The sequence below is a fragment of the Streptomyces sp. 351MFTsu5.1 genome, from assembly GCF_000383655.1.
Lineage (GTDB): Bacteria > Actinomycetota > Actinomycetes > Streptomycetales > Streptomycetaceae > Streptomyces > Streptomyces griseorubiginosus.
In genome coordinates, this window is sequence record NZ_KB911780.1 from 156,342 (window position 1) to 175,425 (window position 19,084).

Annotated in this window: 15 protein-coding genes; 14 read left to right on the forward strand and 1 reads right to left on the reverse strand. The window is 71.4% G+C overall.

What is annotated here, in order from left to right:
• Positions 1-63 precede the first annotated feature (63 nt).
• Positions 64-648 (reverse strand): TerD family protein, encoded by a 585-nt coding sequence (locus H295_RS0115175; protein ID WP_020136185.1) that lies wholly within the window; start codon positions 646-648, stop codon positions 64-66.
• 37 nt (positions 649-685) lie between these two features.
• Here H295_RS0115175 and H295_RS0115180 point away from each other — a divergent pair, with 37 nt between their 5' ends.
• From H295_RS0115180 to H295_RS0115245, 14 genes are all read left to right on the forward strand, one after another.
• Positions 686-1,099 carry a GNAT family N-acetyltransferase gene (locus tag H295_RS0115180; protein WP_020136186.1) on the forward strand — a complete coding sequence of 138 codons (414 nt, stop codon included), beginning with the start codon at positions 686-688 and terminating at the stop codon, positions 1,097-1,099.
• A 15-nt stretch (positions 1,100-1,114) separates the two neighbouring features.
• Positions 1,115-2,128, forward strand: coding sequence for a hypothetical protein (locus H295_RS0115185; RefSeq protein ID WP_020136187.1), 1,014 nt, complete (start codon positions 1,115-1,117; stop codon positions 2,126-2,128).
• 48 nt (positions 2,129-2,176) lie between these two features.
• Positions 2,177-2,941, forward strand: coding sequence for a TIGR03936 family radical SAM-associated protein (locus H295_RS0115190; RefSeq protein ID WP_020136188.1), 765 nt, complete (start codon positions 2,177-2,179; stop codon positions 2,939-2,941).
• A 263-nt stretch (positions 2,942-3,204) separates the two neighbouring features.
• On the forward strand, positions 3,205-7,272 hold the full coding sequence (locus H295_RS0115195) for an Rne/Rng family ribonuclease (RefSeq protein ID WP_020136189.1): 4,068 nt from the start codon (positions 3,205-3,207) through the stop codon (positions 7,270-7,272).
• A 222-nt stretch (positions 7,273-7,494) separates the two neighbouring features.
• The gene (locus tag H295_RS0115200) at positions 7,495-8,562 is read left to right on the forward strand and encodes a glucose-1-phosphate thymidylyltransferase (RefSeq protein ID WP_020136190.1); all 1,068 of its coding nucleotides are present in this window, start codon (positions 7,495-7,497) and stop codon (positions 8,560-8,562) included.
• Positions 8,559-9,545 (forward strand): dTDP-glucose 4,6-dehydratase, encoded by a 987-nt coding sequence (gene rfbB, locus H295_RS0115205; protein ID WP_007381997.1) that lies wholly within the window; start codon positions 8,559-8,561, stop codon positions 9,543-9,545. The genes H295_RS0115200 and rfbB overlap by 4 nt, the downstream gene beginning before the upstream one ends.
• Positions 9,542-10,438, forward strand: coding sequence for a dTDP-4-dehydrorhamnose reductase (gene rfbD / locus H295_RS0115210; protein WP_020136191.1), 897 nt, complete (start codon positions 9,542-9,544; stop codon positions 10,436-10,438). The genes rfbB and rfbD overlap by 4 nt, the downstream gene beginning before the upstream one ends.
• Positions 10,435-12,432, forward strand: coding sequence for a glycosyltransferase family 2 protein (locus H295_RS0115215; protein ID WP_020136192.1), 1,998 nt, complete (start codon positions 10,435-10,437; stop codon positions 12,430-12,432). The genes rfbD and H295_RS0115215 overlap by 4 nt, the downstream gene beginning before the upstream one ends.
• Before the next feature lie 8 nt (positions 12,433-12,440).
• Positions 12,441-13,034: a dTDP-4-dehydrorhamnose 3,5-epimerase gene (gene rfbC, locus H295_RS0115220; RefSeq protein ID WP_020136193.1), complete on the forward strand. Its 594-nt coding sequence runs from the start codon at positions 12,441-12,443 to the stop codon at positions 13,032-13,034.
• A gap of 205 nt (positions 13,035-13,239) precedes the next feature.
• Positions 13,240-13,560, forward strand: a complete 321-nt coding sequence (rplU, locus tag H295_RS0115225; RefSeq protein WP_007381993.1) for a 50S ribosomal protein L21 — start codon at positions 13,240-13,242, stop codon at positions 13,558-13,560.
• A gap of 14 nt (positions 13,561-13,574) precedes the next feature.
• Complete coding sequence (gene rpmA / locus H295_RS0115230; RefSeq protein WP_015660411.1) at positions 13,575-13,829, forward strand: 50S ribosomal protein L27; 255 nt, start codon at positions 13,575-13,577, stop codon at positions 13,827-13,829.
• A 117-nt stretch (positions 13,830-13,946) separates the two neighbouring features.
• Positions 13,947-15,383, forward strand: a complete 1,437-nt coding sequence (obgE, locus tag H295_RS0115235) for a GTPase ObgE (protein ID WP_020136194.1) — start codon at positions 13,947-13,949, stop codon at positions 15,381-15,383.
• A 131-nt stretch (positions 15,384-15,514) separates the two neighbouring features.
• Complete coding sequence (locus tag H295_RS0115240; RefSeq protein WP_028809378.1) at positions 15,515-17,023, forward strand: FG-GAP and VCBS repeat-containing protein; 1,509 nt, start codon at positions 15,515-15,517, stop codon at positions 17,021-17,023.
• Between the two features lie 201 nt (positions 17,024-17,224).
• Positions 17,225-18,775, forward strand: coding sequence for an alkaline phosphatase D family protein (locus H295_RS0115245; RefSeq protein ID WP_020136196.1), 1,551 nt, complete (start codon positions 17,225-17,227; stop codon positions 18,773-18,775).
• The last annotated feature ends 309 nt before the right edge of the window (positions 18,776-19,084 follow it).

The window sequence follows — 19,084 nt, forward strand, 5'->3', positions numbered from 1 at the left end:
CTCCGCGGCAGGACCAGGGCGGCGGTTCGCCCGCCGTGGCCCTCCCGCTCGCGACCGGGACCGTTACTTGCTCGCCGCGAAGCGCATCAGGGCCAGTTCGTCGCCCTGCTTGATCTTGCCCGTCACGTTGATGACCTCGAGCTTCCACGCGGTGCCGACCCGTACCGCCTTGGCGACGGCGCAGCCGTTGTCCGTGGTGAGCATGCTGGGCCAGATGTCGGCGACCTGCTGGGAGCTGCCGCCGGTGGCGTCGTAGACCTTGAAGCTGATGTTGCGGGCCTTCTGGAAGGAACTGCCCTTCTTGTAGGCCGCGGCGACGAAGACGATCGACGTGATGTGCGGGGGGATCTTCGCGAACTCGACGGTGACGGTCTCGTCGTCGCCGTCCCCGTGGCCGGTCTGGTTGTCACCGCTGTGCAGCAGGGAGCCGTTGCCGATGGGGTCGAGGGAGTCGAGGCCCGCGAGGCGTACCGGGTCGCCGTCGTGCATGGCGATGGCGATCAGGTCGAGGTCCGTGCCGGACTTGCGGCGCAGTTTGCCGATCACTCCACCGCTGGCGCCGGCCGTGGGGTCCCAGGAGACCCCTATGGACAGATGGGTGACGCCGTCCAGGTCGGCGGGGCCGTCTTCCTTCGTGAGCGTAATCATGGGGACATACTGCACGGGTCCCCGCCATCATGAGGAGATGCCCCGGCTCACCCCGCCCGACGCCCGGTTCCAGGTCTCCCGGCTGGACCGACGCCGCGCGGAGGCCCAACGCCCGCGCACACCCGACCGGGTGCCGATGACCAACCTCTGGTACGTCCAGGGCGACACCTTCCTGGGCACGCTCTCGATACGGCACCGGCTCACCCTGCATCTGCTCGAACTCGGCGGTCACATCGGCTACGCGGTCCGCCCGGGCGCCCGGCGGCGGGGGCACGCCACCGCGATGCTCCGGGCCGCGCTGCCGGTCTGTCGTCAACTGGGCATCGAGCGGGCCCTGATCACGTGTGACGTCACCAACACCGCGTCTCGTAAGGTGATCGAGGCCAATGGCGGAGAATTCGAGGATCGGCGCGGTGTGAAGCTGCGGTTCTGGATCCGGACGGGGAACTGAGGCGTCTACGTCGTTATGGACCTGGAGAAGCAGCCCGCGCCGGGGCAGCCGGCGCCCGAGGGGTGTCTGACCGTCGCCATCCGCATCCCCGTACGGATCGTCGTGCTCGTGCTGGTCGTGCCCGTGCGCATGGTGTGGGACGCGCTCGTCGTCGCCGGGCGGTTCCTGCGGGACAGCCTGCTGCGGCCGTTGTGGCGGGCGCTGGTCGTCTGGCCCCTGACGGCCCTGTGGCGCTACGTCGTGGTGCCCCTCGCCAAGGCGGTCGGATGGCTCGGCAAGGTGCTCCTCGTCATCCCCCTGGTGTGGCTCTACCGGTACGTGCTGACCCCTGTCGGGCACGGCATCGCCTGGGCCGCGCGCGGGATCGCGGCCGCGCTGGAGTGGGTGTACGCGCGCGTGCTCACCCCGATCGGGCACGGCATCGTGTGGCTCCTCAAGGGTGTCGGAGCCGTCCTCGCCTGGATCTTCACGCCGGTCTGGCGTGTGATCGCCTGGTGCGCCGGCGGGCTCGTGTGGCTGGCGGGCACGATCGTCCACGGCATCGGCGTCGCCCTGTACTGGATCGCCCGCGTGCTGCTCGTGCTGCCCGCCGTCGCCCTGTGGCGCTGGGTCCTCGCGCCCGTCGGACGCGTCCTCGCCGTCGTCGGGCGGGAGGTGTGGCACGCGCTCGGGCACGCCTGGCGGATCGCCGGGCACATCTCGCTCGCCGTCGGACGGTTCCTCGGGACCCTCTTCCGGTGGATCTTCGTGGAGCCCGTGCGCTGGGTGTACCGCACGGTGCTGACCCCGGTCGGGCACGTGGTCCGGGACGTGGTGCTGCGCCCGGTCGCCGCGGCCGCCCGCGCTGTGGGCCGGATCACCCGGGCCGCCCTCGCCTCCGCCCGCGAGACCGTGCGCGAGGCCCGCGCCGACTTCCGGCGCATGCTCTTCGGCGAACCCCGTGCGAGGGAAGCGGTGGCCCGGCGGGAACCGACCGGCGCCGACACACGTACTCTTGGTAGCAGTACGACCGCACTCACGAAGGACTGAGCGACACTGGGCAAGCGACAGCCCGAAGGCCCGCCGCCCGCACCGGCGGTGCAGCGCATCCGACTGCGCTACACCAAGCGCGGCCGCCTCCGGTTCACCAGCCACCGTGACTTCCAGCGCGCCTTCGAGCGTGCGTTGCGCCGCGCCGAGGTGCCCATGGCGTACTCGGCGGGGTTCACACCGCATCCGAAGGTGTCGTACGCCAATGCCGCACCCACCGGCACGGGCAGTGAGGCGGAGTACCTGGAGATCGCGCTCACCCAGGCGCGCGACCCGGAGAAGCTGCGGCTCCTCCTCGACGAGTCGCTGCCCACCGGGCTCGACATCGTCGACGCGGTCGAGGCCAGGACCTCGGGGCTCGCCGACCGGCTCACGGCTTCCGTCTGGGAGCTCAGGCTGGACGGAGTGGAGCCGGCCGAGGCCGAGCAGGCGGTCGCCGCGTTCAACGCCGCCGAGGCGGTGGAGGTCCAGCGCACCACCAAGAACGGCCTCCGGACCTTCGACGCGCGCCCCGCTGTCGTACAACTTGAAACGCACAGTGAACCTGCTGATAGGCCGACGGACCAGCCCTGTGCGATACTGCGGCTGGTTGTTCGGCACGTGACGCCTGCCGTTCGACCCGACGACGTCCTGTCCGGTCTCCGCGCCGTGGCCGACCTGGCGCCGCCGGTCCCCGCAGCGGTGACCAGGCTGGCGCAGGGGCTGCTCGATGAAGAGACCGGCACGGTGACCGACCCGCTCGCGCCCGACCGCGAGGCGGTCGAGGCCCACTCAACGGCCGAACCGACCGCCACCGCGAAGGCGCCGGCGTAGGGAAGGTCCCGCGAAGGACGGGCGTCGTAGCGCAGCCCTCGTACTCGGGAGCCACCTGGGTCGGGCAGCGCACCCACACAGAAGACTTTCGCCAGGCCGTAGCCAAGAGGGCGTACGGAACCGGCGAGACAGGACACAGAGAGCTCCCGTGCGGCGCCCGCGCCCCGGACGGCGGCACCGCGCATCGCGCGAGCCGCGGACGTCACCGGCATATCCGCCGGGCCAGGCGCGGCGCCCGGGAGCCTGACGGGAGACAAGCCCGCATGCTCGAACCGACCGAAGCCGCAGAGTCCGCCACGGACTCCGAAGCCAACACCACCCCCAGCGACACCCTGCCGCCGCGTCGTCGGCGCCGTGCCGCGTCCCGGCCGGCGGGTCCGCCGACCGACGGCGCCGCCTCGGCTGAGGAGGTCGTCGCCCCGGCCATACCGGCCGCGGAGGCCGAGGACCTCGTCTCCGACGAGGAGGAGAAGCTCGACGAGACCGTCGAGGGCACGGAGACCGAGGCACCTGCCGAGGCCGCCGCGCCCGCCGCGCGTCCGCGTCGGCGTGCCACCCGCCGGGCGTCCGCGCCCGCCGGTTCCCCCACGGCGGCCGATGCCGCCGAGACCGTGGTGCCCGCGGCCGCCGAGGCGCCCGCCGATGACGTGACCGCGCAGAGCGCGCCCGCCGTCGAGGCCACGACCGAGGACGCGGCCCCGGCGCGCCCGCGCCGGCGTGCCACCCGCCGAGTGTCGGCGCCGGCCGCGGCCCCCGCCGAGACCGCGGCAGCCGAAACCGAGACCGTGGTGCCGGTCGCCGCCGCGACCGAGGCCGCCGACGAGACGCCCGCCGCGGAGACCCCCGCGCCCGCCGCGCGTACCCGGCGCCGGGCCACTCGGCGGGCCGCCGCGCCCGCCGGGGCCCCTGAGACCGCCGAACCGTCGACCACCGAGCCGGTGACCGCGGAGGCGCCCGCCGAGGCCCCCGCGCCCGCCGAGGTCGCGGAGGCCGAGGCCGAGGACGCGGCTCCGCGTCGCCGTCGCCGTGCCACCCGTCGCGTGTCCGCCCCGGCCGCCGAGAGCGAGACGCCCGCCGAGAACACCGCCGAGGAGGCGCCCGCCGCCGAGGCCCCCGCCGAACCCGTCACGGAGGCTCCCGCCGCGGAGGCCCCCGTCGAGGACGCCGCCCCCCGTCGGGGCCGTCGCCGGGCCGTTCGCCAGGCCGCCACCGGGTTCTCCGAGCCCGCGCGGCGGACCGCCGGCACCGGGGACGAGGAGAACGGCTCGCGCCGCCCCGCGCGGCCCGCCGTCGCCGTGTTCCAGGCCCCCGTCTTCACCGAGCCGCAGTTCCAGACCCCGCAGCGGGCGGCCGCCGAGGCCGCCGCCGAGGCGGAGGCAGGGCGGGACGAGCAGGCCGAGGCCGTCGCGTCCGCCGAGCCCGTCGAGGCTGTAGAAGCCGTCGAGGAGACCGCCGAGGAGCAGACCGGGTCGCGGCGCCGCCGCCGGCGCCGCGGTGCCCCCGAGGAGCCCGAGGCGCGGCAGACGGTTGCCGAGACCGCCGTCGAGGAAGTCGAGGAAGAGGAGCCGGACGAGCGCGCCGAGGACTCCGTCGACGAGGACGAGTCCGAGGACACCGGTTCGCGTCGCCGCCGTCGTCGCGGTGGCCGTCGCCGCCGCCGGGGCGAGTCCGCCGAGGCCTCCGGTGACGAGGACTCCGACGACTCGGACGACCCCGCCGCCGAGCAGTCCTCCCAGGACGACGAGGAGGACGAGGACGACGAGGACGCCCGTTCCGACGAGTCCGGCGGCTCCAGCTCCAGTAGCCGTCGCCGCCGTCGCCGCCGGCGCCGGTCCGGTGACTCCTCCGTCGACGCCGAGCCCGGTGACAACGACCCCGAGCGGACCGTCGTCAAGGTGCGCGAGCCCCGTCCCCCGCGGGAAAGGGGCACCGAGCCGTCCGACGAGGTGCAGTCCATCAAGGGCTCGACCCGTCTGGAGGCCAAGAAGCAGCGCCGCCGGGAGGGCCGCGAGCAGGGCCGCCGGCGCGTCCCGATCATCACCGAGGCCGAGTTCCTCGCCCGCCGCGAGGCCGTCGAGCGGGTGATGGTCGTGCGTCAGCACGGCGAGCGCACCCAGATCGGCGTGCTCGAGGACGGCGTGCTCGTCGAGCACTACGTCAACAAGGAGCAGGCCACCTCGTACGTCGGCAACGTCTACCTGGGCAAGGTCCAGAACGTCCTGCCGTCCATGGAGGCCGCCTTCATCGACATCGGCAAGGGCCGCAACGCGGTCCTCTACGCCGGTGAGGTCAACTTCGAGGCGCTCGGCATGGCCAACGGGCCGCGCCGCATCGAGAGCGCGCTGAAGTCCGGCCAGTCCGTGCTCGTCCAGGTCACCAAGGACCCGATCGGGCACAAGGGCGCGCGTCTGACCAGCCAGGTCTCCCTGCCGGGCCGCTACCTCGTGTACGTCCCCGAGGGCTCGATGACCGGCATCAGCCGCAAGCTGCCGGACACCGAGCGGGCGCGTCTGAAGACCATCCTCAAGAAGATCGTCCCCGAGGACGCGGGTGTCATCGTGCGCACCGCCGCCGAGGGCGCCTCCGAGGACGAGCTGCGCCGCGACGTCGAGCGGCTCCAGGCGCAGTGGGAGGACATCCAGAAGAAGGCCAAGGGCGGCAACGCCCCGACGCTGCTCTACGGCGAGCCGGACATGACCGTCCGGGTCGTCCGCGACATCTTCAACGAGGACTTCTCCAAGGTCGTCGTCAGCGGTCAGGACGCCTGGGAGACCGTCCACGGATACGTCTCCCACGTCGCCCCCGACCTCGCCGAGCGGCTCCAGAAGTGGACCTCCGAGGTCGACGTCTTCGCCACGTACCGGATCGACGAGCAGCTCGCCAAGGCGCTGGACCGCAAGGTCTGGCTGCCCAGTGGCGGCTCGCTGGTGATCGACCGGACCGAGGCGATGGTCGTCGTCGACGTCAACACCGGCAAGTTCACCGGCCAGGGCGGCAACCTGGAGGAGACGGTCACCAGGAACAACCTGGAGGCGGCCGAGGAGATCGTGCGTCAGCTGCGGCTGCGCGACCTCGGCGGCATCATCGTGATCGACTTCATCGACATGGTCCTGGAGTCCAACCGGGACCTGGTGCTCAGGCGTCTGCTGGAGTGCCTGGGCCGGGACCGGACCAAGCACCAGGTCGCCGAGGTCACCTCGCTGGGCCTGGTCCAGATGACCCGCAAGCGGGTCGGCCAGGGCCTGCTGGAGTCCTTCTCCGAGACCTGCGTCCACTGCAACGGCCGCGGTGTCATCGTGCACATGGAGCAGCCGAGCTCCGCCGGTGGCGGCGGCAAGCGCAAGAAGCGCGGGCGCGGCGGCGACGGGCACGAGCACACCCACGAGGCCGCGGTCGCCGTGGAGGCTCCCGAGGCGCCCGAGGAGGTCGAGACGGAGGCCGAGCTCGCCGCCGAGGTGGCCGAGCCGATCTCGCTCGCCCCGGCCGAGTTCGAGCCCGACGAGGAGCTCTACAGCAGCATCGCCGAGGCGGAGGCGGCCGCCACGCGCGGGCGTGGCCGTCGTCGGACGGGCCGTCGGGCGTCGGCTCCGGCCGGTGCGCCGCGCGGCGGGTCGCGCAGGTCGGGCGGTTTCGAGGAGCCGGCCGTCGAGGAGGGCCCGGTCTCCGGGACCGCCGAGGTGCCGACCGCTCAGGCGGTGCCCGCCGAGGCCGAGGCCGAGCGTCCCGTGCAGCCGGAGCCGGCCGCCGAGGCGCAGGCCGCGCCGGTCGCCGCGGAGGACCCGGTCGTCGAGGCCGCTCCCGCCGAGGACGCGGCACCGAAGGGCCGTACCCGTCGTCGCGCCACCCGCAAGGTGTCCGCACCGGCCGGGTCGCCCGCCGGGGCGGAGGCCACCGTGGTGACGGTCGCCGAGGCCGCGCCGGTGGCCGAGGCGCCTGCGGCGGAGCCCGAGCCCGCGCCCGAGGTGTCCGCCGAGAGCGCCGCCCCGGCGCGTCCGCGTCGCCGGGCCGTCCGCAAGGCCACCGCGCCCACCGCGTCCGAGGAGGCGGCCGTCGTGGTCGTGCCGTCCGCGGAGGCGCCGGCCGAGCCGGCGGAGCCCGCCGTGGCGGAGGAGTCCGCCGAGGAGGCGGCTCCGGCCAAGAAGACGGCCCGCAAGACGGCCAAGAAGGCCACGGCGAAGAAGGCCGCGACCAAGAAGACCGTGGCCAAGAAGACGGCAGCGAAGAAGACCGTCGCCAAGAAGACGACCGCGAAGAAGGCGGCGTCGAAGAAGACGGTGGCGGCCGAGCAGTCGTCGCAGCCGTCCGTCTCGTCCCAGACCGACGAGGCCTGACCGACGGACACCGAATGATTTCGGCCAACTGAAGATCGTCCGGAGATCGAAATCCGCCCCCGGTTCGCCGGGGGCGGATTTCGTGATTCTGTGGCTATTGCGTCCGACAGACAGTTGTCAACCGGTGATCGATCATGTGAATGGCCGGTGAATCCCCGGCCTGTGCCCAGGGTTATGATGTGAGCCGAGATTGACGCTTAATTTAGACAAATAGGGATTTTCGTGAAGGCTCTCGTGCTCTCCGGGGGAGCGGGCACCCGCCTCCGCCCGATCACCCACACCTCCGCCAAGCAGTTGGTGCCGGTCGCCAACAAGCCCGTGCTGTTCTACGGCCTGGAGGCGATCGCCGAGGCCGGGATCAGCGAGGTCGGCATCGTGGTCGGCGACACCGCGGACGAGATCCGCGAGGCGGTCGGCGACGGCTCCCAGTTCGGGATCAAGGTCACCTACATTCCGCAGGACGCGCCGCTGGGCCTCGCCCACGCCGTGCTCATCGCGCAGGAGTTCCTCGGTGACGAGGACTTCGTCATGTACCTCGGCGACAACTTCATCGTCGGCGGTATCACCGGTCTGGTGGACGAGTTCCGCGCCGAGCGGCCCGAGGCCCAGATCCTGCTGACCCGGGTCCCCAACCCCACCTCCTTCGGTGTCGCCGAGCTCGACGCCGACGGCCGCGTGGTGGGCCTGGAGGAGAAGCCGAAGCAGCCCAAGAGCGACCTCGCCCTCGTCGGCGTCTATCTCTTCACGCCGGCCATACACGAGGCCGTCCGCTCCATCGAGCCGTCCTGGCGCGGGGAGCTGGAGATCACCCATGCGATCCAGTGGCTGATCGACCAGAAGCGTGACGTCCGCTCCACGACCATCTCCGGCTACTGGAAGGACACCGGCAACGTCACCGACATGCTGGAGGTCAACCGGTCGGTCCTGGAGACCGTCGATCCGGTGAACAAGGGCACGGTCGACGAGTCCAGCGAGATCATCGGCCGGGTCCGCATCGAGGCCGGTGCCAGCGTCAGTGGCAGCCGGATCGTCGGTCCTGCCATCATCGGCGCCGGCACGGTGGTCAACGACGCCTACATCGGCCCGTTCACGTCCGTCTCCGAGGACTGCCGGATCGAGGACAGCGAAATCGAGTACTCCATCGTGCTGCGCGGCTCGTCCGTGACCGGCGTGCGCCGCGTGGAGGCCTCCCTCATCGGACGTGACGTCGAGGTCACGCCCGCGCCCCGTAACCCCAAGGCACACCGGCTCGTGCTCGGTGATCACAGCAAGGTGCAGATCTCTTCATGACCACTCGGATTCTGGTGACCGGCGGTGCCGGCTTCATCGGCTCGCACTACGTCCGTACCGTGCTCGGCCCCCAGGGCCCCGGTGACGTCTCGGTCACCGTCCTGGACAAGCTGACGTACGCGGGCAACCCGGCCAACCTCGACGAGGTGCGCGAGCACCCGGGCTTCGCCTTCGTGCAGGGCGACATCTGCGACCCCGAGCTGGTCGGCAAGCTGATGGCCGAGCACGACCAGGTCGTGCACTTCGCCGCCGAGTCGCACGTGGACCGCTCCATCGACGGCGGCGCCGAGTTCGTGCGCACCAACGTGGTCGGCACCCACACCCTCATCGACGCGGCCCACCGCGCGGGCATCAAGACCTTCGTGCACATCTCCACCGACGAGGTCTACGGCTCGATCGACGAGGGCTCCTGGCCCGAGACGCACCCGCTGGAGCCCAACTCGCCGTACTCCTCGGCGAAGGCGTCCAGCGACCTGATCGCGCTGTCGTACCACCGCACCCACGGCCTCGACGTGCGGGTGACCCGCTGCTCCAACAACTACGGGCACCACCACTTCCCCGAGAAGGTCATCCCGCTCTTCGTGACCAACCTCCTCGACGGCAAGAAGGTCCCGCTGTACGGCGACGGCGGCAACGTCCGCGACTGGCTGCACATCGACGACCACGTCCAGGGCATCGAGCTCGTGCGCACCAAGGGCCGCGCGGGCGAGGTCTACAACATCGGCGGTGGCACCGAGCTCTCCAACAAGGAGCTCACCGGCCTGCTGCTGAAGGCGTGCGGCGCCGACTGGGAGACCAGCGTCGAGTACGTCGAGGACCGCAAGGGCCACGACCGCCGCTACTCCGTCGACTGCACGAAGATCCGCGAGGAGCTCGGCTACGAGCCCCGCAAGAGCTTCGAGCAGGGCCTCGCCGAGACCGTGCAGTGGTACCGCGACAACCGCGCCTGGTGGGAGCCGCTGAAGGAGCGGGCCGCGCTGTGACCGACAACCGCACCTGGCTGGTCACGGGCGCGGGCGGCATGCTGGGCCAGGACGTCCTGGCCCGGCTGGCCCAGTCGGGGGAGCGGTACGTCGCCCTCGACCGCAAGGCGCTGGACCTCACCGACGCCGACGCCGTGAGCGCGGCACTCGAAGAGCACCGGCCCGACGTGGTCGTCAACTGCGCGGCCTGGACCGCCGTCGACGACGCCGAGACCCGTGAGGACGAGGCGCTCGCCATCAACGGCGACGGGCCCGCGAACCTGGCCGCGGCCTGCGCCCGCACCGGCGCCGTCCTGCTGCACGTCTCCACGGACTACGTCTTCGCCGGGGACGCCACCGCGCCCTACGCCGAGGACGCGCCCACCGCGCCCCGCAGCGCCTACGGCCGCACCAAGCTGGCGGGCGAGAAGGCGGTCCTCGCCACCGAGCGCGGGTACGTCGTGCGCACCGCCTGGCTGTACGGCACCGGCGGCCCCAACTTCGTCAAGACGATGATCAAGCTGGAGGGCGTCAAGGACACCCTCGACGTCGTCGACGACCAGCGCGGCCAGCCCACCTGGAGCGCCGACCTCGCGGGCCTGCTGGTCGAGCTGGGCCTGGGCGCCCTGGCCGGTACCGCCCCGGCGGGCGTCTACCACGGCACCAACTCCGGCGAGACCACCTGGCACGGCTTCACCCAGGAGATCTTCCGGCTGCTGGGCACCGACCCGGACCGGGTCCGCCCCACCACCAGCGAGGCCTTCGTGCGCCCCGCGCCCCGCCCCGCCTACAGCGTCCTCGGCCACGGCCGGTTCGCCGAGGCCGGCATCGAGCCGCTGCGCGACTGGCGTACGGCCCTCACCGAGGCCTTCCCGGAGATCCACCGGGTCCATCTGAAGGAGAACACGGCGTGACGGTCAAGGTCAGCGTCGTCATCGCGGTCTACAACCCCGGCAAGTACGTCGAGGACTGCATCGGAGGCCTGCTGCGGCAGAGCCTCACCCCGGACGAGTTCGAGGTCTTCTTCGTCAACGACGGGTCCACCGACGAGACCCCGGCCCGGCTGGACGAACTCGCCGCCGAACACCCGCACATCCACGTCATCCACCAGGACGCCTCCGGCTGGTCCGGCCGCCCCCGCAACACCGGCATCGAGGCCGCCCAGGGCGAGTACGTCATGTTCGTCGACCACGACGACTGGCTCGGCGACGAGGCTCTCGAGCGGATGTACGACTACGGCAAGGCCAACGAGGCCGACGTGGTCGTGGGCAAGATGGCGGGCATCGGGCGCCCGGTGCCGCAGGAGCTGTTCCGGGTCAACCGGCCGCGCGCCACCGTGGAGAACGCGCCGCTGATCGACAGCCTCACCCCGCACAAGATGTTCCGGCGGGAGTTCCTCAACGAGCACGGCATGCGCTTCAAGGAGGGCCGTCGGCGACTCGAGGACCACGTCTTCGTCGTCGAGGCCTACCTGCGCGCCAAGAGCGTCGCCGTGCTCGGCGACTACCTGTGCTACTACCACATCACCCGTGACGACGGCTCGAACGCGGGCTTCCAGCGCTTCGACCCGGTCGGCTACTTCGGCAACCTGCGCGAGGCCCTGGACGTCGTCGAGGAGCTGACCGAGCCGGGCGCGCTGCGCGACAAGCTGTTCAGCCGCTGGCTGCGCAACGAGATGGTCGAGCGGCTGCGCGGCCAGCGCCTCCTCAAGCTCCCCGAGGACTACGCCGAGGAGCTGTACACCGAGATCCACAAGGTGGTCACCGAGCGCTTCGGCCCCGGTGTCGTCGCCCGTCTCGGCCTCACCCAGAAGGTGGTCGCGGGGCTGGTCTTCGCCGACCGCTACCAGGACATCCGCACGCTCGCCGAGTGGGAGGCCGGGATCAAGCCCACCGGCGAACTCACCTCGCTGGAGTGGCAGGACGGCACTCTGAAGGTCGGCTTCGACTCCGAACTCCAGATCGACGGCGAGCCGATGACGTTCCGTCGGGACGGCGAGCGGCAGCTGCTCGGGCTGCCGCTGTCCGACGAGGCGCTGAAGGCCCTCGACGACCAGGGCATCAAGCTGGACGCCCCGCTCGCCAAGAGCGACGTCGACCTCGTGGTCCGGCACCGCGAGGACGCCCGGCAGTTCTACCTGCCCGTCACCAGCGAGCTGCACGAGATCGCGGCCGGCGACGGTGTCTTCCGGCAGCGCATCTCCGCCCGCGCGGAGCTCGACCCCGAGACCGCGGCCTCCGGTGCCCCGCTCGACAAGGGCCTGTGGGACCTGCACCTCAGGATCAAGTCCTGCGGCTGGAGCAAGGAGACCCGGCTCGGCGCGGTGCGCGGCGAGGGTGTCGAGGCCGGCCGCCTGGCCGCCCTGACCGGCGAACCCACGCGGCTCGTGCTGCCGTACTGGACCGAGGGCCCCGGCAACCTCTCGCTCGACGTGGACCAGCACACCAACAAGCTGGAGGGCGAGGCGGTCGCCTTCATGCCGCCCGCCAAGGGCACGGTCGAGGGTTCCGCCGTACGGCTGCCCCTGCCGCTGCACATCGCCGCGACCGGCGGGGACACCGTCCAGCTGCGCTTCGAGCGCAAGAACGTCGGCAAGTACCCGGCCGACGCCACGCTGGACGGCCGTGTCGCCACCGCCACGCTGCCGCTGGAGAAGCTCACCGGCATGCGCTGGGCGGTCCGGGTCGGGGTGCCCTCCGCGGCCCGCGGCGAGCGCAAGTGGACCCGGCTCCCCGTGGACGTCGTGGTGGACGCCGACGGTGCCGCCAAGGTGATCGACCGGCACACGCCGTCCGCGAAGCCCGCCGCGAAGAAGGCCGCCGCCCCCGCGAAGAAGGCACCGCGCCCCTTGTGGCGCCGGGCCGCCGGGCGCATCAAGCGCGCCCTGACCAACCAGAAGAAGGGCTGAGACCCGCGATGCGACCCCTTTCCATCTCCGGTGCCTGGGTGTTCGAGCCGAAGGTGTTCCCCGACGGCCGCGGCAGCTTCCACGAGTGGTTCAAGGCCCCGGTCTTCGCGGAGGCTGCGGGCCACCAGCTGAGCCTGGCCCAGGCCAACATGTCCGTCTCCAGCCGGGGCACCCTGCGCGGCATCCACTTCGCCGACGTGCCGCCCGGGCAGGCCAAGTACGTCAAGTGCGTGCGCGGCGCGGTCCTCGACGTGATCGTGGACATCCGGGTGGGCTCGCCGACCTTCGGCCAGTGGGAGATCGTCCGCCTGGACGACCAGGACCACCACGCCGTCTACCTCTCCGAGGGGCTCGGCCACGGGTTCATGGCGCTGACCGACGACGCCACCGTGGTCTACCTGTGCTCCGAGGGCTATGCCCCCGAGCGTGAGCACGGTGTGCACCCGCTGGACCCGGAGATCGGCATCGAGTGGCCCGAGGGCGTCGAACCGCTGCTGTCCCCCAAGGACGAGCAGGCGCCGACCCTGGCCGAGGCGCGCGAGCAGGGGCTGCTGCCCTCCTACGAGGAGTGCGTGGCGTACCGGCAGGGCCTCGGTTCCTGATCCTGGGTTTGAGCGAGGCGGGGCCCGGTTTGACCCGTTCGGCCGAGGCCCCGTACTCTTGACCGTCGGCGTGTCCACTGGTGACACGCCACATCCCCGTAAACCTCTTCCTCTCGGGTCGCTGTTCTGGCCGGGAGAGGCCGTTCGCTCTGCCGGGCGGCTGGACTGCGGGGGTGCCGTTCCCGAGCGAGAGAGTGAGATCCGCGTGTACGCCATCGTGCGCAGCGGTGGTCGCCAGCACAAGGTTGCTGTCGGCGACATCGTTGAGGTTGACAAGATTTCCACTGCCAAGGTTGGCGACACGGTCGAGCTCTCGACCCTGCTCGTTGTCGACGGCGACGCTGTGACCAGCGACCCGTGGGTCCTGGCCGGCATCAAGGTCCAGGCCGAGGTCGTGGACCACCACAAGGGCGTCAAGATCGACATCCTTCGCTACAAGAACAAGACCGGCTACCGCCGTCGTCAGGGCCACCGCCAGCAGTACACGGCGATCAAGGTCACTGAGATCCCCGCGGCTGCGAAGTAAGGGACTGAGGAGAGATGGCACACAAGAAGGGCGCATCGTCCACCCGTAACGGTCGTGACTCCAACGCTCAGCGCCTCGGCGTGAAGCGCTTCGGTGGTCAGGTCGTCAGCGCGGGCGAGATCCTGGTCCGCCAGCGCGGTACCCACTTCCACCCGGGTGCGGGCGTCGGCCGTGGCGGCGACGACACGCTGTTCGCGCTGAACGCCGGTGCGGTGGAGTTCGGTACCCACCGTGGCCGCAAGGTCGTGAACATCGTTCCGGTCGCCTGAGCTCACGCTTAGACCGAACTTTTCGCGAGGCGGACCTCACTTCCCTGGTGGGAAGGCGGGTCCGCCTTTCGCGTGTTACTGAAGTAGTACTCGTACCGTTTTTGGAGGCACCGAACCATGACCACCTTCGTGGACCGCGTCGAACTGCATGTCGCCGCGGGTAACGGAGGTCACGGCTGTGCCTCCGTCCACCGGGAGAAGTTCAAGCCGCTCGGCGGCCCCGACGGCGGAAACGGCGGACGGGGCGGCGACGTCATCCTGACCGTCGACCAGTCCGTCACCACGCTGCTCGACTACCACCACTCCCCGCACCGCAAGGCCACCAACGGCAAGCCCGGTGAGGGCGGCAACCGCTCCGGCAAGGACGGCCAGGACCTGGTCCTGCCGGTGCCGGACGGCACCGTGGTCCTCGACAAGGCGGGCAATGTCCTCGCCGACCTCGTCGGACACGGCACCTCCTACGTCGCCGCCCAGGGCGGTCGCGGCGGCCTCGGCAACGCGGCGCTGGCCTCCGCCCGCCGCAAGGCCCCCGGCTTCGCGCTGCTCGGCGTGCCCGGTGACCTCCAGGACATCGTGCTGGAGCTCAAGACCGTCGCCGACGTGGCGCTGGTCGGCTACCCGAGCGCCGGCAAGTCCTCGCTGATCTCCGTGCTCAGCGCCGCCAAGCCGAAGATCGCCGACTACCCCTTCACCACCCTCGTCCCGAACCTGGGCGTGGTCACCGCCGGCGAGACCGTCTACACCATCGCCGACGTGCCGGGCCTGATCCCGGGCGCCAGCCAGGGCAAGGGCCTGGGCCTGGAGTTCCTGCGGCACGTGGAGCGGTGCAGCGTCCTGGTGCACGTCCTGGACACCGCCACCCTGGAGTCCGACCGCGACCCGGTCTCCGACCTCGACATCATCGAGGCCGAACTCCGGGAGTACGGCGGCCTCGGCGACCGTCCGCGGATCGTCGTCCTGAACAAGATCGACGTACCGGACGGCAAGGACCTCGCCGAGATGGTGCGGCCCGACCTGGAGTCGCGCGGCTACCGCGTCTTCGAGGTGTCCGCCGTCGCGCACATGGGCCTCAAGGAGCTGTCGTTCGCGCTCGCCGACCTGGTCGGCAGGGCGCGGGCCGCGAAGCCCAAGGAGGAGGCGACCCGGATCGTCATCCGGCCCAAGGCCGTGGACGACACCGGCTTCACCGTGGTCCGCGAGGAGGACGGCCTGTTCCGGGTGCGCGGCGAGAAGCCGGAGCGCTGGGTCCGCCAGACCGACTTCAACAACGACGAGGCCGTCGGCTACCTCGCCGACCGCCTCAACCGCCTCGGTGTGGAGGACGCGTTGATGAAGGCGGGCGCCCGCTCGGGCGACGGCGTGGCCATCGGCCCCGAGGACAACGCGGTCGTCTTCGACTGGGAGCCGACCGTCATGGCCGGTGCCGAGATGCTCGGCCGGCGTGGCGAGGACCACCGCTTCGAGGAGCCCCGGCCCGCCGCCCAGCGCCGCCGCGACAAGCAGGCCGAACGGGACGAGGCCTCCCAGGAGTTCGACGACTTCGAGCCCTTCTGAGCCGACCGGCCGGCGTCCCCGTCACCCGGGTGAACGCCGGCCGACGTCCTGCCCCACGGCAGGACAACCAACCGCCCTTGCTGTGAGTCGTACCGGGCACATCTGTACGACCGTCACAGAAGGGATGCGGCATGCGCGTTCAACGAAGAGGGTGGCGTACGGCGCTTGCCGTGGCCCTGGCGCTCGGCGGTGTGGTCGCTCTGCCCGCGGTCGCGGGGGCCGCGCCGCACGAGGTGCGGGACGACTTCAACGGGGACGGCTACGCCGACCTCGCGGTGGGGGCGCCCGACGGGACCGTGGCCGGCCGGGCGAAGGCCGGGTTCGTCGGTGTGCTGTACGGCTCGCCGAGCGGCCTGAAGACCTCGACGAAACGGGTGTTCAGCCAGAACACCGCCGGTGTCCCGGGCGGCTCCGAGGCCGGCGACCGGTTCGGCAGCGCGCTCACCACCGGCGACCTGGACCGGGACGGATACACCGACCTGGTCGTGGGCGTGGGCGGCGAGAACGGCGGGTCCGGCCTGGTGCAGGTCCTGTGGGGCGGCCCCCGCGGCCTGTCCGGCGGCGCCTCCCTCGCCTCCGGCAGGGCCCACGACGGGCTCGGCAGCAAGGGACACCTCGCGGTGGGGGACGTCGACGGGGACGGCGCGGCCGATCTGCTGACCGCGGTGGACCACTACGGCCTGGTGGCGACCGGCGGCCCCTTCACCCGCTCCGGCTCGGCCCGGGGCGACCGCCAGGTGGTGAAGGACCGGTACCCCAGCACGGTCCTCGACCTCGACGTCGGCGACCTCAACGGCGACGGGATCACCGACGTCGTCGCCGCCCAGACCGGCGAGAACTTCGACTCCCGGCGGACCGCGTACTGGTGGGGTACCAAGGACGGCCTCACGGACTGGACCCTGGTCTGGGACATCGACGGCGCCACGCTCCAGGGCGGCGAGAACCTCGCCGTCGGGGACGTGAACCGGGACGGCTACGCCGACATCGTGGTGGGCCGGGCGGTCGACGGCTATGCGAGCGATTACGACGCCTACCGGGCCAAGGGCGGCCGGGTCACCTGGATACCCGGCACCTCGGGCGCTCCTGACGGAGTGGCGGAGCAGGCCGTCAACCAGGACAGCCCCGGGGTGCCCGGCACCGCCGAGAAGGGCGACCGCTTCGGCACCGACGTGCAGCTCGCGGACGTGAACGGCGACGGATACCTCGACGTGGTCACGGGTGTGCCCGGCGAGGACCTGGGCCCCGCCTCCGCCCCGAACTCGATCAAGGACGCGGGCTCGGTCGTCGTGCTGAGCGGCGGGGCCGGCGGGCTGACCGGAGTCGGTTCCCACCAGGTGGTCACGCAGGACAGTACGGGGGTGCCGGGGGCCTCCGAGAAGGGCGACGCCTTCGGCGGAGCCGTCCATGCGGGTGACGCGAACGGCGACGGACTGGCCGACGTCTCGGTCGGCGCGCCCGGCGAGAACGCTAGCGCCGGGTCCGTGTGGTCCTTCCGTTCCCGGGCGGAGCACGTCGTCTCGCCCGGCGGAGTGCCGGTTCCGGCCACCGTCCTGGGGCCGAACGGGACGATCGTCTTCGGCCACACGCTCCTCGGCACCACCGCGGCGAAGGCCCGTCTGGGCTCGGGCTTCGCCAACTAGAACCAAAAGATCGTCAGACGGCGGTGTCCTGAAGGCCGTTGCGCCGGAATCATGTTCATCATGTGATTCCCGAGTCGCAACGGCTCTTCTGTTGTCTACCTATTTGTCATGCACGCGAACACCCTGGTTCAACGCCCGGATCACCCCGAAGCGTGAGCTTCCAGGGTGTCCACGAGGTAAGCGACGCAAGGGAGTTCGCCCATGTACGGAGCAGCATCACCCGGCCGACGCCGCTTTCTGACCGCATCCGCCGCCCTGCTCGGCGCAGCCGCCTCCGCCCAGTTGTGGCTGCCGGCCAGCGCACGGGCGGCGGACACCCCGCTGCCCGACGGTGTGTTCAGCCTCGGCGTGGCCTCCGGTGACCCGCTGCCGGACGGCATCGTGCTCTGGACCCGGCTCGCCCCCGACCCGCTCAACGGCGGAGGCATGCCCGACAGAGCCGTCAGCGTGGACTGGCAGCTCGCCGAGGACGAGAACTTCACCAAGGCCGTCGTCCAGGGCACCGCCCAGGCCCTGCCCGAGTACGGGCACAGCGTCCATGTCGACGTACGGGGCCTGCGCGCGGGCTGCACCTACTGGTACCGCTTCCGCGCCGACGGCCAGCTCTCCCGCACCGGCCGCACCCGCACCGCCCCCGCCGAGTACACCACCATGGGCACCCTGCGCGTGGCGCTCGCCTCCTGCCAGAACTGGCAGAACGGCTACTTCACGCCGTACGCCGACATGCTGGACCAGGACCCCGACGTCGTGCTGTTCGTCGGCGACTACATCTACGAGTCGGCGCCGTCCTCGTCCGGTCCGCGCCGGCACGAGGGCGCGGGGGAGCCGTACACCCTCGCGCAGTACCGCAACCGGTACGCCCAGTACCGCACCGACCCCGACCTCGCCGAGCTGCACGCGAACGTGCCCTGGGTGGTCACCTTCGACGACCACGAGGTCGACAACGACTGGGCGGGCGAGATCCCGCAGGACCCCGACAAGCAGCCGCACGACGCGTTCGTGGCCCGGCTGACGGCGGCCTTCCAGGCGTACTACGAGCACATGCCGGTACGCGCGGAGGCGGTCCCGAACGGGCCGCACATCCAGATGTACCGGCGCCTGGAGTTCGGCCGCCTGGTCCGGCTGAACGTCCTCGACACCCGGCAGTTCCGCAGCGACCAGGTCACCAGCCAGGCCGCCGCCCAGGACCCGGCGCTCACCATGCTCGGCGCCGAGCAGAAGCAGTGGCTCCTGGACGGGCTGAACGACTCGCCGGCCCGCTGGAACCTCGTCGCCTCGCAGATCATGATGGCCGAGACCGACATCCTGCCCGGCGACGGCAAGCTCTGGTACTACGACGCCTGGGACGGCTACCAGGTGGAGCGCAACGCCCTCCTGGAGGAGTTCCGGGACGTGCGCAACCCGGTCGTGCTCTCCGGGGACCGCCACCTGACGATGATCAGCGACCTGAAGGCGGACTACGCCGACCCCTCGTCCGACGTCGTGGGCGCCGAGTTCGTCGGCACCTCGATCTCCAGCAACGGCGACCAGGACCAGGCCGCCTTCCACGCCCAGTGGGACCCGCTGAAGGCGGACAACCCGCACTGGAAGTTCATCGACGCCCACCGCGGCTACCACCTCTTCGACATCGACCGGTTCGGCATCGACGCGCAGGTCAGAGTCGTGGACACGGTGGTAAGGCCGCAGGCGACGCCGAGCACGATCGCCCAGCTGCGAGTGGACGACGGCGAGCCCGGAGTCCGGCTGGTGTGAGGACGGTGTGTGAGGGGGGCGTGGTCCCGTCGCGGACCCACGCTCCTCTTTTGTTCTCTTGCTCGCACCGAGACCGAAAAGCTGCGGAATCTTCACAAGGAATTCCCTGGTAAACGGGCCCGGGGACGCGGGCCGTAAGTGATCCCGGTCTCCTCTCCGCGGTGCCGGGGACGCCTGCCCCGGGCAACATCCCTGTGTCACCCGCAGTGCAAGATGAATGACAGGTAGCGCGTACATATGCGGTGAACGGCGGTCACCTTGCACTGCGGTAACCGCAAGTGGGACCATTTCCCCGTTCCCTGTCGCCCC

Excerpts from the sequence above, each read along its gene's own strand:
- H295_RS0115240 (WP_028809378.1), top strand. The coding sequence starts at position 15,515 with ATGCGCGTTCAACGAAGAGGGTGGCGTACGGCGCTTGCCGTGGCCCTG.
- obgE (WP_020136194.1), top strand. The coding sequence starts at position 13,947 with ATGACCACCTTCGTGGACCGCGTCGAACTGCATGTCGCCGCGGGTAAC.
- rpmA (WP_015660411.1), top strand. The coding sequence starts at position 13,575 with ATGGCACACAAGAAGGGCGCATCGTCCACCCGTAACGGTCGTGACTCC.
- H295_RS0115180 (WP_020136186.1), top strand. The coding sequence starts at position 686 with ATGCCCCGGCTCACCCCGCCCGACGCCCGGTTCCAGGTCTCCCGGCTG.
- H295_RS0115195 (WP_020136189.1), top strand. The coding sequence starts at position 3,205 with ATGCTCGAACCGACCGAAGCCGCAGAGTCCGCCACGGACTCCGAAGCC.
- rfbC (WP_020136193.1), top strand. The coding sequence starts at position 12,441 with ATGCGACCCCTTTCCATCTCCGGTGCCTGGGTGTTCGAGCCGAAGGTG.
- H295_RS0115185 (WP_020136187.1), top strand. The coding sequence starts at position 1,115 with ATGGACCTGGAGAAGCAGCCCGCGCCGGGGCAGCCGGCGCCCGAGGGG.
- H295_RS0115245 (WP_020136196.1), top strand. The coding sequence starts at position 17,225 with ATGTACGGAGCAGCATCACCCGGCCGACGCCGCTTTCTGACCGCATCC.
- rfbB (WP_007381997.1), top strand. The coding sequence starts at position 8,559 with ATGACCACTCGGATTCTGGTGACCGGCGGTGCCGGCTTCATCGGCTCG.
- H295_RS0115175 (WP_020136185.1), bottom strand. The coding sequence starts at position 648 with ATGATTACGCTCACGAAGGAAGACGGCCCCGCCGACCTGGACGGCGTC.